Here is a 13155-nt window from a genome sequence, read left to right on the forward strand (position 1 = left end):
GAACGTTCCATTACAGTGAATTCGTCCGGCGAACGGGTGAATTCGACCCCTTTCGAAGACGCGGATGGACTGTTCGGCGGTACCGGCGCAGACCTCGATCGGCCGTCGAGCACGGCGTGGTCTCCTCGGTACGAGCCGAGTTCGCGCGCGAAGCCGACACTATCCACAAAGGACGTAAGTGATGAGCTCATTGCTGGGTGCCCTGCGCAAGGTCATGTTCGCGCCTTCGCTGGCTTCGGTCGGCTTCGAGGGGCGAGGCTTCGGAGTGCCGCCGACGCCGGCGACCGCCCGTCTGGAGTCGATCCCGCAGTCGGTGGTGTGCGGCTTCGAGTGGGGGATCGACGCGCCGGCGCTGTGGGAGGCCGAGCGGCGGCTGGACATGGTCGAGCCGGAGATGCGCGGGTTCGCCTACGAGGGCGCGGCGATGGCGTTCACCATCCTCGACGTCATGCCCGGCGGCCGGACGGACCGCACGGCCGAACTGATGAGCGGTCCCGGGCTCCCGCACGTGTTCCTGACCTACATCGGCATCGGGTTCGCGATGGCCCGGTTGCCCCGCCCGCTGTGGAAGAAGGTGCTGCCGGAGCTGGACGGCGTCCCGTTCCATCCGACGATGAGCTGGCTGGCGGTCGACGGCTACGCCTTCGACCGCGCCTACTTCGACACGCGTAAGTGGGTCGACGAGCAGTTCGTCCCCAAGCCGTACCCGTGGGCGGGCGCCCCCGCGTACTTCCCGCGCGCCTGCGACCAGGGCATCGGGCGGGCGCTGTGGTTCATCAACGGTGGCGACCCGGTGAAGGTCGCCGCGGCCGTGAACCGTTTCCCCGCCGGGCGCCGTCCGGACCTGTGGAGCGGGGTCGGGCTGGCCTCGACCTTCGCGGGCGGCTGCGACCGGCCGGGGCTGGTGAGGCTGCGCGAGTCGGCGGGGGAGCACCAGGACGAACTCGGCCTCGGTGTCGTGTTCGCGGTGAAGGCGAGGACGTTCTCGTCGTTCGTCCCGCCGCACACCCGCCGCGCCGCGCGGGCGCTCGCCGGGCTGAGCATCGAGGAGGCCGTCGACCTGGCCGACTCGACCGAGGTCACCGAGGACGCCTCGGACGGGACCCCCGCCTATGAACTGTGGCGGCAGAACATCCGGGACGGTCTGGCGCCCGCGGCCGGCCGCCTGTCCGCCTGAGGTCGCGTAGATGTCAGGAAAGGGTCGTTCAAGACGTTTTTCGTCCTGAACGACCCTTTCCTGACATCCGGGAGAGGATCAGGCCGCGCGTTTGAACGGCTCCGGCCGGTGCCGCAGGTCGGGCAGCGCGAGCAGGACCGGCGGGTCGAACAGGCGCTTGGGGCGCATCCGCAGGTCCGCCAGCCGCGCCGAGACGCCCGGTTCGACGGTGAGCGGACCGTGGTGCCCGGTGTACCCGGTGCCACGGCGCATGGGCGGGCCGCTCACGCAGTGCGCGACGAGGTGCCAGGTGCCTTCCGGGACATCGGTCAGCTGATAGGGGCCGGGGGCGTCGATGACCGTGTAACGCACGGGCGCGCCCTCGGGGATGCGCGTCGGGAAGAGGCCGACGAAGACGAGGCCGGGCGAGATCTCCGGCGGCGCCGACACGAAACCTCGGACGACCGCCCGCTTCGCACCCGGACGGGGATCGCCCGCGAGGTGGCGCTGGAAGCCGCCCTGCCGGCGGTACACGGACGGGGAGAGGCCGACCCGGCTGCTGAACCGCGTGCTGAAGGTGCCGACACTGTTGTAGCCCACCTGGCGGCTGATGTCGGCGACCGTGATCGAGGTCGTCAACAGCAGGTTCTTGGCCTCGTCGAGCCGCAGCGCGGACAGGAACCGGCCGGGCGAGACGCCGGTGGCCTGCTGGAACACCCTGGTGAAATGGAATTTGCTGAACGTCGCCGCACGGGCGATGTCATCGATCGTGAGCTCCTCGCCCAGTTTCTCGTTCATGGCCCCAATGGCTCGCTCCACGGCTCGCCGGACAGTCTCATCCATTGTACCGTCCTTTCGCTCGAGGAATTCTGGCTTGCTTTACGGTTTCCGACAGTAGTGTTCGCCGCCGCTTCTCCTGAAGTGCTTGATTCACCGCCGGATATGGATTGATGTGTGCGCCGACGTGAAAATTTCACAGGGCCCCGACCATGCGAAAACCACGGTCCGGCGGTGCTGGTCACACTGGATCTCCCCGGCCCGCGGCCGCAGAATTCCTGGTAGCGCATTCACACCGGAACTTCCCCGGCCGTGTTGGCGCGGTCCGAAGAACGTATTCCCGCGGCAACACAGAACCGGCCCTTGACCGCGTCCCCCGCGGCGGTCACGGGCCGGTTTCCATTTCGCGGATCGTGTGTGTGAGGATAGTATCGGCGGCTCGGGGGCGGGACGCGGGCGAAAGGCAGATGGGGTCGATGATCAAGGTCCTGGTGGCCGAGGACATGCACATTGTCCGTGGAGCCCTGGTCGCGCTGCTCGGATTGGAACCCGACATCGAGGTCGTCGCCGAATGCGCCAGCGGCGACGAGATCCTCCCGCTCGCGCGGTCCGCGAGTCCCGACATCGCGCTCATCGACATCGACCTGCCCGGCAAGGACGGGCTCACCGCGGCCGCCGAACTGCACGAACAATTGCCCGGCGTGCGCACGCTGATCCTCACCTCACTCGGCAGCCCGGGAACCCTCCGGCGGGCGCTGGCCGCGAAGGTCAACGGTTTCCTGCGCAAGGACGCGCCCGCCGACAGGCTCGCCAACGCGGTCCGCGGGGTCGCCGCCGGGCGACGCGTCGTCGACGGCGATCTGGCGCTCGCCGCCTGGGACAGCGAGGAATGCCCGCTCACCGCCCGCGAGATCGAGGTGCTCCGGCTCGCGTCGGTCGGCTCCGACCCCACCGAGATCGCGTCCGAACTGTTCCTGTCCGCCGGTACCGTGCGGAACTACCTGACGACGATCGTGTCGAAGCTCAGCGCCCGCAACCGGGTCGACGCGGTGCGGATCGCCAAGGAGTCCGGCTGGCTGTGACGCCGGCCGGTTTCACCTGGTCGGGACGGTCATCGTCGCGTGGGCGAGTTCCGCGGCGAACTCGCCCAGCGAAGTGGCCTCCGCGAACAACCGGCGCTGCCGGGCCGCGCCGGTCCCGTGTTCGAACAGCGAGTCCAACCCCCGCTCGACGTCCTCCTCGTCGCCCGCGGTCTTGAGCGCCGGCCGGACGAAATCGACGAGTTCGCCGAGTAGATCGCGCTGATCGGCCTCCCTGCCGGTGAAGACGTCGACGCCCGGCCCGTCGAGACCCCCGCGGGCGGCGGCCGTCAAAGCCGCGCTGATCCGGGCACCGCGGGCTCGCGGCGGCCGCGTCGTCTCGGCGCAGGTCGCGACCAGTCCGCGCACCAGTGCCGCGAGGAGCACCGCGTCGTCGACGGACAGGCAGACGTCGGCGATCCGTACCTCGATCGTGGGATGGCGCGGGGAAAGACGGGCGTAGAAGTACACACCCCCCGCGTCGAGTGCGTCGCCTCGGCGCAAGGCGTCGCCGATACTCCGGTCGTACGCGGCCGCGCCGGACCATTCGTCGGGCGGTTTCGCCGTCGGCCAGCGGTCCCAGATCGGGAAGCGCCTGCTCGACCACCCGGAGTCGGCGCCGCGCTCCACCGGGGAGTTCACACTGAGCGCCAGCAACGGGCCGAACCAAGGCCGCAGCCCGGAGAGGACCCGCGCGCCGAGATCCCGCGACGGCAGGCCGACGTGCACATGACAGGCACACGTCCCCGCCTCGCCGATCAGCTCCGGAAACGCCCGCGCCATCCGTCGGTACCGGGGTTCGGGGGTGAGCAGGTCTCCTCGCAGGTCACCGGGCGGGATGCCCGCCGCCACCATGAGGCAACCGTCGGCCTCCGCCGCCTTCGCGACCGTCTGCCGCAGCCGCGTCAGCTCCGAGCGCACCTCGTCCAGACCGCGGCAGACGCCGGTCGCGGTCTCGATCTGGAACCGCATCAGCTCGCCGCTGACGTCCGGTTCGGGGCCGAGACTCGCGAGCAGTTCGGGGGCACGTAACGCGACAGAGCCGTCCACAGGGTCGAGCAGGATGAATTCTTCCTCCACCCCAAGGGTGAAGTCCGTGCCGTCCACCGCCATGTCTCTCCGTTCCCGGGGATCTTCTCCGGTACCACTGAATCTCCTCCTTCGAGCGCGACGATGAAAGGGCCGGTGTGCTGAACTTCGTTGCGGCGAAAGTGTTTCGTGGCCTCACGGACGGTCTAGGCTGGGTTCATGATCGGTCTGTATCCCCCCTGTCGAGCCGTACGACAAGGGGCTGCTCGATGTAGGTGACGGCAACTTCGTCTACTGGGAAACAGGGCTGCACGCCGGGGATGCGACCTGGAACGGTTGCGGGAGCATCTGGGCATCGAACGCTGGTTCGTGACCGGTGATTCGTGGGGGACGACACTCGCGCTCACCTACGCCGAACGGTTCCCGGAGCGGGTCACGGAGATCGTCGTCAGCTCGATCAGCACGACACGGCGTCCGAGATCGACTGGTTGCACCGCGGCGTCGGCCGGTTCTTCCCCGAAGAATGGACGCGCTTCCGCGGAGATCTCCCCGGTGACCTCGTCGCGGCCTACGCGCGGCTGATGGAAGACCCAGACCCGCACGTGCGGACCGGGGCCGCGCGCTCATGGTGCACCTGGGAGGACACCGTACTGTCCCTGGAGCCCGGCGCGACCGTCCACAATGGTCCGATCGGCGAAGGGGAACTCGCTTTCGCGCGCATCGTCACACACTATTATTCCCACGCGGGCCGGCTGAAACCCGGCGCGCTGATCCGCGACGCCGGTCTGCTGCGGGGCATTCCCGGTGTGCTGATCCACGGACGCCGGGACCTGAGCTGTCCGGTGGACACCGCCTGGGAACTCGCCCGCGCCTGGCCCGGCGCGAAGCTGCTGATCGACGACGGCTCCGGGCATCGGTCGAGCGACGTGAAACGGGCCTGGACGCTGGCGGCGCTGGACCGGTTCGGTTCCTGAGGACTGCCCTCACGGCGATTGCGACAGCTTTCCCTTGTGGCTGTGGATGACCTGCTGGACGGTCGGTCTAAATCCTCAAGTGCATGGTGTTGCGTCTCGGTGTTCCGGTGGGGTCGAGGTAGGCGGGTGCGGTGAATTCCGGCAAGCCGTCTTGGGCGATCTGGACTTTCCATTCGCTGTGGTGGATGAGCCGGTGGTGCTTGGTGCACAGCAGCACGAGATTGTCGATCTTCGTTTCGCCGTGGTGTCGCCAAAAAACGATGTGGTGGGCCGTACAGCGGGGCACGGGCATATCGCATCCCGGGTAGGCGCAGCCACCGTCGCGGATGGTGAGCGCGTACTTCTGGGCGAGGGACACGGTCCGTTTCGATCGGCCGATGTCCAGGGGTTCGCCTGCGGTACCGAGAACTCCGGGCCGGACGCGGGCGTCGCAGGCGAGGATGCGGGCGTCGGTGGCGCTGATCGGTCCGACCAGATCTAAGTGTGCTTCGCCGATGTCACGCATGAGGTCGTCGTAGGACATGGTGACAAAAATGTGGGTCGCCTCGCCCGCCTGACCGGGAAGGTTCCGGCTGGTGGTCTTCAACCGCACATAATCGGTGAACGCATCCCCATAGCGCTCATCTTGAGTGCGGGAGTCCCGGACGCCGTCGATGGCCTTGTGCGGCTTGGCCATCGGATCCAGGTCGGATTTCAGGCGGGCGTAGGTTTCCAGGTCCAGGGTGGCTTTCAAGCCGAGGGTGCCGTCGCGGTGTTTGACGAACCGCATCTCCGGACGGGTGTCCTTCGGGTCCTCGTTACGGGGCTCTTTCCCGTCCGGATCCAGCTTGTCCAGCAGGCGGCGCCCAGCCCGGGTGATCTGCCGCGGCCCCGCATGCCGAGCCAAGTCGACCAGGATCTTCTCCCCGTTCCGTACGTCCTCATCCGGCACAGTGGACGGGATTCGCGCGAGGGTGCGGATGATGGCGTCGATCTGCGAACCCCCGATCGCGCCCTCCACAGCAGCCAGAGCGGTCAACGGTGCCAGGGGTGGCTCGGGGTCACCGCCGAAAGATGGGCCGGGATGCAGGGCCAGCACGCGGTCGGCGCGGATGCTGGCTTCCTTGTCCGTCACACGAAAGTCCTCGAAAATCAACGCCGCCAACGTCGAATGACCAGAACACCCCCGCACCCCACGGGAATTGATTTCCGCCAGAATCGCATTCTGCTCCGCATCGATCCGACGCTTCTGAAACTCGAGTTCCTGTTTGCGAGCGTGCAGCGTCGCGGTATCGACGCGCCACCACTCGGTGGACGTCTCCGGGGATGCGTCATCGCTGGCCACAACCCCACACTACTCCAAATAGAACAGGTGTGCTAGCCCGAACAGCCTAGTGATCGAAGTCCGTGAAATGCACATGCAGAGAAAGCAGTGAAGCGCGCGAAGCAACGAGAATGAGCGAAGCAAAGCGCATCGTAGTTAGTCGACTAATTGCGAAACCTCGCACCATCGAAAGTCGCGAAGAAACTCTCAGCTGGCACCGCCGCCCAAAGACCACAACCCGCGACCGGGAACGCCAGGCCTCAAGCCGTGCGACGGCCGATGACGACATCACAGCGCCCGTTCGATCCACTGCCACGTCCACTTGCCGGAGTGTCGAGCTTCTTTGCGATCAGCCCTTTCGAGACCGTGCTCCCGGGCGACCTCGAACAGCCGACAGGAAGATGTCGCCGTCGGTATACCCCGGTGGGATGACAACGCGGCCACCGCCGCCCAGCGACGTCAGCAGTCGCGGCGGGCGGAGTAGGGCTCGTCGAGCAGGAGGTCGCCGTCCCTTTGTACTCGTACCCCCACTCGCCGGTGGGCAGGTCGCCTGCATCGGGGCGATCGCGTCCGGCACGGTGCTCATGCTTCACGGTACCGTCGAAGGGTGCCTGAAGAGCGGATAACGGTCGAGGTCGAGGGGCGGCGGCTGGGGCTGTCCAATCTGGACAAGGTGCTCTACCCGGCGCATGGTTTCACCAAACGGGAGGTGCTCGACTACTACCGCCGGATCGCCCCCGTCCTGCTCCCGCATCTGCGCGACCGCGCCGCCACGTTCCGCCGTTTTCCCGACGGTGTCGACGGGGAACCGTTCTACGAGAAGAACGTCTCCCGGCACGCGCCGGATTGGGTGCGCACCGCGCGGCTCGCCAACCGGGGCCGACGCGGCGTGGAGGAAACGCTCGACTACCCGGTCGTCGGTGACCTGCCGACGCTGATGTGGGCCGCCAATCTCGCCGCACTGGAACTGCATGTTCCACAGTGGACGGTCGGCCCGCGCGGCGCGCGGAAATCCCCCGATCTGCTGGTGTTCGACCTCGATCCCGGCCCGCCCGCCGACGTCGTCGACTGCTGCCGGGTGGCCGAGACGCTCAGCGACCTGCTCACCGGAGACGGGCTGACCGTGTACGCGAAGACCAGCGGCAACAAGGGAATGCAGTTGTACTGCCCGGTGCGCACCCGGTCGGACGAACGCACCTCCGAATACGCCAAGGCGGTCGCGGAGGAACTCGCGCGCCGGTCACCGGAAACCGTGGTCGCGCGGATGACGAAGGCGATCCGCCCCGGCCGCGTGTTCATCGACTGGAGCCAGAACAACACCGCCAAGACCACCATCGCGCCGTACTCGCTGCGAGGCCGCGCCATCCCGACCGTCTCCACACCCGTCACCTGGGAGGAGGTCGAAGCCTGCCACAAGGCCGCCGACCTGCTGTTCACCGCCGATCAGGTGATCGAACGCGTCGAGGAGATGGGCGACCTGTTCGGCGACATCGCCGAGCATCGCGCGGCCGTCCCCGCGCGGTGAACCGGTGTGATGTTTGAACGGCCGTGGACGGGAAACTCCAGGTCAGAGGAGTGAACCTGAATGAATGAGACAGTCGAAGAACCCGAAGCCCTGTCGTATCGAGCCCGGGCCATGCTGCGAGCCGTGGCGCAGGGCAGGGCCGAGATCACCGTCAGCCTGGAGCCGGATCTCTACGTCGACGGTCTGCCGTGCAGTGACCAGAGCATGGCTCACCGCCTCGCCCACGCCGGGCTGATCCGGATGCCGCGGGAAGGCGTTCCCGGCAGCCGGGTGGCCGCCGAGTTGTCCGAAACCGGACAGGATCTGCTGGAGCCCTTGGCGTCCGTCGCCTAGCACGGAGCAACCCGGAAAGACCACTGTGGACTCCCACCCGTTCCGCATACGATCGGCGGAGCGGGCGCGCGGGGGTGCGCGCCCACCGGGCTGGTACCTCCGGGGCCGGTGAGGATGTGGCTGTTGACCGGGTATCACACACTGGCCGAGACCGAGAACGCCGTGCGGGCCAAACTCGGCGGGATCCCGCTGTCGTGGGAGCGGATGGAGGCGGTCGCCAACCTCCACCGCGCGGCGACGGCGGTGCGGCTGCACTTCGAGAACTCGGTCCTGCGCAACGCCGGCCTCACCTGGACCGCGTTCGTGGTGCTCTGGGTGGTGTGGATCTTCGGCGAGAAGGAGACCAGGCACGTCGCCGCCGAGTCCGGGATCACCAAGGGCACGCTCACCGGCGTGATGAAGACCTTGGAGGCGCACGGCCTGGTCGCCCGGCGCAAACATCCTGTCGACGGACGTTTGGTGCTGCTCGCGCTGACGGCCGAGGGGGAGCGGCTGATGCGGGAGCTCTTCCCCGAGTTCAACCAGGAGGAAGCGTTCGTCACCGAGCGGCTCAGCCCCGCGGAGTGCACCGGGCTGGCCGCTTCGCTGCGCGAGATCGTCAGGCAGCTGGAGGAGAAGGGCGAGGAGCGGCGGCAGGCGGCGGCCCGGGGGAACTGACCCCTACCGAAGACGGTTGCGCGAGGACTCCGGCGACTCCTACGTTTTTTGGAGCCGAACGAAGCGAAGGGCGCGCTTGATGGACTTCCGGTACTGGCTCGGTCAGGCGTTGACGTCGAACGAGGCGTGGGCGGAGACGTTCGCGCCCTTCCGGCCGCATCCGTCGCTGGAGATCTCCGACGGGCGGTTCGAGGCCGCTTTCGAAGAGCTCACCGAGCGGTTGAAGGACAACTACCCGTTCTTCCATCCGTCCTACGCCGGTCAGATGCTCAAACCGCCGCATCCGGCCGCGGTGGTCGGCTATCTGACCGCGATGCTGGTCAATCCCAACAACCACGCGCTCGACGGCGGCCCCGCGACGGCCGAGATGGAACGCGAGGTCGTCCGTGAGCTGGCCACGATGTTCGGTTACACGGAGCATCTGGGGCATCTGACCACCAGCGGCACGGTGGCGAACCTCGAGGCCCTGTTCGTCGCACGAGAAACGCATCCCGGCAAGGGGATCGCATACAGTGCCGAGGCGCATTACACGCACGGCCGGATGTGCGGCGTACTCGGCGTCGAGGGGTATACGGTGCCCGTCGACGCCCGCGGGGCGATGGATCTCGACGCACTCGAAGAGCTGGTGCGCACCGGAAAGATCGGCACCGTGGTGCTCACCGCCGGCACGACCGCGCTCGGCACGGTGGAACCGGTCCACGAGGCGCTGGCGCTGCGTGAACGGTACGGCGTCCGGGTGCACGTCGACGCCGCCTACGGAGGGTTCTTCCGGCTGCTGTCCGGTTTGGACGGTCCGGAAGGGTTGCCCGAAACTCCCTGGCTCGCCATCGCCGAGGCCGATTCGATCGTCATCGACCCGCACAAGCACGGCCTCCAGCCCTATGGCTGCGGCGCGGTGTTGTTCAAGGACCCCGGGGCGGGCCGGTTCTATCTGCACGATTCGCCGTATACCTACTTCACCTCGGAAGACCTGCACCTCGGCGAGATCAGTCTCGAATGCTCCCGCGCGGGTGCCGCGGCCGCCGCGTTGTGGCTCACCTTCCGGCTGCTGCCGCCCACTCCCGACGGCCTGGGCCGGGTGCTCGCGGCCGGGCGCCGCGCGGCGTTGCGGTGGGCGAAGCTGCTGGAGGACTCCGAGCGGTTCGACCTGTACCAGCCGCCGGAACTCGACATCGTCACCTACTTCCCCCGCACGGAACCGTTTTCGCTGTCGAAGATCGACCAGGAGAGCGCGCGGATCCTGCGCGACGGCATGGCCGCGGCGAGGGAACCGATGTTCCTCAGCACGCTCCGGGTGAGCGAGCCACAGTTCGGTCTGCGTCACATCGGGGTCGACGCGGATGCGGACGGCGCGAGGATCCTGCGTAGCGTGCTGATGAAGCCCGAAAGCGAGGACCACGTCGACCGGCTCCATGAGCGGCTGGAAGAGTTGTCCCGCGGTTGAGCTTCTCCAGTACCGCCGCAGACGAATGGATCCGCCATGCCCGCACCAGGTCCCGCCGAACCCGTGACCGCGACCGAGACCCGGTCGCTCGGCACCGGTTTCCGGCGGCGCCACGTCACCATGCTGGCCATCAGCGGGGCCATCGGCGCCGGGCTGTTCGTCGGCACCGGCGCGGGGATCAAGACCGCGGGCCCCGGCATCCTGCTGTCCTATGTGGTCGCGGGCCTGCTCATGGTGCTGGTCATGCGCATGCTGGGCGAGATGGCGGCCGCCGAGCCGAGCAGCGGGTCGTTCTCGGTATACGCGGAGAAGGCGCTCGGGCGCTGGGCCGGGTTCACCGTCGGCTGGCTGTACTGGTCGCTGCTGGTGGTCGTGGTCGCCGCCGAGGCCACCGCGGCGGCGGGGATCGCGAACGGGCTGCTGCCGGTCGTTCCACAGTGGACCTGGGTGCTGCTGTTCATGGCGGTGCTGACCGTGGTGAACCTGTTCGCGGTGCGCTCGTTCGGGGAGTTCGAGTTCTGGTTCGGCGCGATCAAGGTGACCGCCGTGGTCGGGTTTCTCGTATTCGGCACCCTGGCGGTGTTCGGGATCCTGCCGGGAACGTCGCCGGTCGGACTGGACAATCTCACCGGACACGGCGGTTTCCTGCCCAACGGCTTCCAAGGGGTGCTGACCGGTCTGCTCGCGGTGGCGTTCTCCTTCGGCGGTATGGAACTGGTCACCATCGCCGCGGCGGAGTCCGACGACCCGGCGGACTCGATCCGCCGCGCCACCCGCACGGTCATCGTCCGCCTGCTGCTGTTCTACATCGGTTCCGTGGCGCTGATGGTGTTGTTGCTGCCGTGGGAGTCCGCCTCGGCGAACACCAGCCCGTTCGTGACCATCCTGGAGCAGATCGGGGTGCCGTCGGCGGCGCTGCTGATGAGTTTCGTCGTGCTGACTTCGCTGCTCTCGGCGCTGAACGCGAACCTCTACGGCGCGTCGCGAATGGTGTTCTCCCTCGCCGAGCGCGGTGAAGCGCCGCGCGCGATGCTCAAGCTGTCGGGAGCGGGCGTCCCCCGGACGGCGGTGCTGGCGTCGGTGGCCTTCGGTTTCGTGGCCGTCCTGCTGAACTTCCTCGCCCCCGAACACGTGCTGCCGTTCCTGCTGAACGCCATCGGCGCCAACATCCTGCTGGTGTGGATCTTCATCGCGATCTCCCAGCTCAGACTGCGCCGGGCCGCCGACCGCGACGGCACGGCCGCGGATCTGCCGGTGCGGATGTGGGGTTTCCCGTGGCTCAGCCGGGTCGCGCTGATCGCGATGGCGGGCGTGCTCATTCTCATGTGGACGGACGCCGACGCGCGGACGCAACTGTTCACCAGCGGTGCGGTGGCCGTGCTGATCGTGGTGATCGGCCTGCTCAGGCGACATCCGCGACGCTGAACAGCTCGTGCTCCACGCGGCTGAGGGCGAGCCGGACCGCGCCGAGCGCCACCGAGTCTTCGCCGAGCGTCGACGGCTCGACGCGCACCGGGAACAGGCACAGCCGGGCAAGTTCGGCGCGCAGTGGCGACGTCAGCAGGTTCGCGGTGCCGCCGATCACCACCAGTTGCGGGTCGACGGCGAGGACGGTGGCGGCGACGAGCTCGACGAACCCGCCGGGCGACGCGGACCGGCTCAGCGCGCCGATCTCGCCGGCCGCGCCGTGGTGGCCCGCGTGCAGTTTCCCGCCGAGCAGCAGGCCCAGTGAGACGGTGCGCCCGGCGTGCACGTAGACGACGTCGTCGAGGCCGTGCGCGGCGCCACGCCAGTGTTCGGCCAGTGTCGAGAGCTTGGTGTCGTTCCCTGCCAGCACCGGGCATCCGCCGCCGAACTCCGCGGGCAGGTCGACGCCGGTCCAGCCGGGAAGACGGTCGTCGCGCACGACCTTGCCGCCGGCCACCACGCCGGTGGTGCCGACGCCGAGCAACCGCACGTTGACGTGGCCTTCGACGGCCGTGCCGAGCACCCGGCGCGCGACGCCGAGCCGGTCGGGCGCGCCCATTTCCGGGGTGAGACCGGTCTTCGCCCGCCCGACGACCTCGCCCCGCAGGTCGGCGACCAGGCAAAGCGCCTGGTGCGGGCCGACTTCGAGGCCGGCGACGTGGCCGGCCTCGGGACGGAAGCGGTACCGCTTGGCGGGTCTGCCGACCGGTCGCGGCGCGTCGGGGGAGAGCGGTACCTCCTCGACCAGGCCCTGTTCGCCGAGGTCGGCGGCGATCTCCTCGACCGTCGGCCGGGAGACCTCGCTCGCCTTGACCAGTTCCGCGAGGGTGAGTTCCTCGGCCGCGTACAGCGCCCGCAGGACGGCGATGGCGTTGAGCCGACGCAGCAGTGACGGATCCCCTCCCGACAGTCTGGCCATGCGGCTCCTCAGGCGGTGACGCGTTTGTCGTACTGGGCGCGGGCGAGGGCGATCTCGCTCTGGTGGTCTTCGGTCCAGGTGACCAGCGACTGGATGGTCTTGTGCAGCGTCATCCCCAGCGGTGTCAGCGCGTATTCGACGCGGGGCGGCACCACCGGGTAGACGGTCCGGTTCACCAGCCCGTCGCGTTCGAGATGACGCAGCGTCGTGGTGAGCATGCGCTGGCTGATGCCGTCGATCTTGTACTTGAGCTCGGTGAACCGCAGCGTGTTCCGGTCGAGCAGCGCGATGACCAGGAGCGACCACTTGTCCGCCACCCTGTCCAGGATCTGGCGGACCTCGCAGTCCTCGCGTGTGTCCCACTGGAAGGCCTCGTAGTCCTCCTCGGTGAGTTCACAACGACTAGGTGAGTTCAAAGTGCCTTCTTCCATGGTCATCGATGGTGACGGAAGATCCCCTTGGTTACAAGAGGGAACCGACCGGCTGATGAGT

The 13155-nt window shown here is 68.1% G+C and carries 12 protein-coding genes and 1 pseudogene; 8 read left to right on the forward strand and 5 right to left on the reverse strand.

Translation table 11 applies throughout. The annotated features are described in order from the left end of the window. Positions 1-181: 181 nt before the first annotated feature. The gene (locus ACZ6DT_RS36405) at positions 182-1177 is read left to right on the forward strand and encodes a DUF1702 family protein (RefSeq protein WP_465603745.1); all 996 of its coding nucleotides are present in this window, start codon (positions 182-184) and stop codon (positions 1175-1177) included. A gap of 78 nt (positions 1178-1255) precedes the next feature. On the opposite strand, the gene ACZ6DT_RS36410 is transcribed toward ACZ6DT_RS36405, so the two are convergent. Beyond that, entirely contained in the window at positions 1256-1954 is a 699-nt protein-coding gene (locus tag ACZ6DT_RS36410; RefSeq protein WP_465603747.1) for an AraC family transcriptional regulator, read from the reverse strand. A gap of 455 nt (positions 1955-2409) precedes the next feature. On the opposite strand from ACZ6DT_RS36410, the gene ACZ6DT_RS36415 reads away from it, so the two are divergent. Further along, the gene (locus ACZ6DT_RS36415; RefSeq protein ID WP_276368141.1) at positions 2410-3015 is read left to right on the forward strand and encodes a response regulator transcription factor; all 606 of its coding nucleotides are present in this window, start codon (positions 2410-2412) and stop codon (positions 3013-3015) included. 12 nt (positions 3016-3027) lie between these two features. Here the strand turns inward: ACZ6DT_RS36415 and ACZ6DT_RS36420 are convergent, their stop codons facing one another. After that, entirely contained in the window at positions 3028-4125 is a 1098-nt protein-coding gene (locus ACZ6DT_RS36420) for a carboxylate-amine ligase (protein WP_465603748.1), read from the reverse strand. A 135-nt stretch (positions 4126-4260) separates the two neighbouring features. Here ACZ6DT_RS36420 and ACZ6DT_RS36425 point away from each other — a divergent pair. Next, positions 4261-5015 (forward strand): annotated as a pseudogene (locus ACZ6DT_RS36425) (alpha/beta fold hydrolase). 67 nt (positions 5016-5082) lie between these two features. Here ACZ6DT_RS36425 and ACZ6DT_RS36430 read toward each other — a convergent pair. Beyond that, entirely contained in the window at positions 5083-6339 is a 1257-nt protein-coding gene (locus ACZ6DT_RS36430) for an HNH endonuclease signature motif containing protein (RefSeq protein ID WP_465603749.1), read from the reverse strand. 586 nt (positions 6340-6925) lie between these two features. Here ACZ6DT_RS36430 and ligD point away from each other — a divergent pair. The 5 genes from ligD (at position 6926) to ACZ6DT_RS36455 (ending at position 11702) form a co-directional block, all read left to right on the forward strand. After that, positions 6926-7843 (forward strand): non-homologous end-joining DNA ligase, encoded by a 918-nt coding sequence (gene ligD / locus ACZ6DT_RS36435; protein WP_465603751.1) that lies wholly within the window; start codon positions 6926-6928, stop codon positions 7841-7843. A 60-nt stretch (positions 7844-7903) separates the two neighbouring features. Next, positions 7904-8176, forward strand: a complete 273-nt coding sequence (locus ACZ6DT_RS36440) for a hypothetical protein (RefSeq protein ID WP_465603752.1) — start codon at positions 7904-7906, stop codon at positions 8174-8176. Between the two features lie 114 nt (positions 8177-8290). Next, positions 8291-8833: a MarR family winged helix-turn-helix transcriptional regulator gene (locus tag ACZ6DT_RS36445; RefSeq protein WP_465603855.1), complete on the forward strand. Its 543-nt coding sequence runs from the start codon at positions 8291-8293 to the stop codon at positions 8831-8833. Positions 8834-8912: 79 nt separating this feature from the next. Continuing rightward, positions 8913-10277 (forward strand): pyridoxal phosphate-dependent decarboxylase family protein, encoded by a 1365-nt coding sequence (locus ACZ6DT_RS36450; RefSeq protein WP_465603753.1) that lies wholly within the window; start codon positions 8913-8915, stop codon positions 10275-10277. Between the two features lie 36 nt (positions 10278-10313). After that, complete coding sequence (locus tag ACZ6DT_RS36455; protein ID WP_465603755.1) at positions 10314-11702, forward strand: amino acid permease; 1389 nt, start codon at positions 10314-10316, stop codon at positions 11700-11702. Here ACZ6DT_RS36455 and ACZ6DT_RS36460 read toward each other — a convergent pair. Both ACZ6DT_RS36460 and ACZ6DT_RS36465 read right to left on the reverse strand, forming a co-directional pair. Next, positions 11680-12663 carry an ROK family transcriptional regulator gene (locus ACZ6DT_RS36460; RefSeq protein WP_465603756.1) on the reverse strand — a complete coding sequence of 328 codons (984 nt, stop codon included), beginning with the start codon at positions 12661-12663 and terminating at the stop codon, positions 11680-11682. The genes ACZ6DT_RS36455 and ACZ6DT_RS36460 overlap by 23 nt on opposite strands. A gap of 8 nt (positions 12664-12671) precedes the next feature. Then, the gene (locus ACZ6DT_RS36465) at positions 12672-13100 is read right to left on the reverse strand and encodes a winged helix-turn-helix transcriptional regulator (protein ID WP_395881947.1); all 429 of its coding nucleotides are present in this window, start codon (positions 13098-13100) and stop codon (positions 12672-12674) included. Positions 13101-13155: the final 55 nt, after the last annotated feature.

The sequence above is a fragment of the Amycolatopsis sp. NPDC041971 genome (assembly GCF_055588925.1).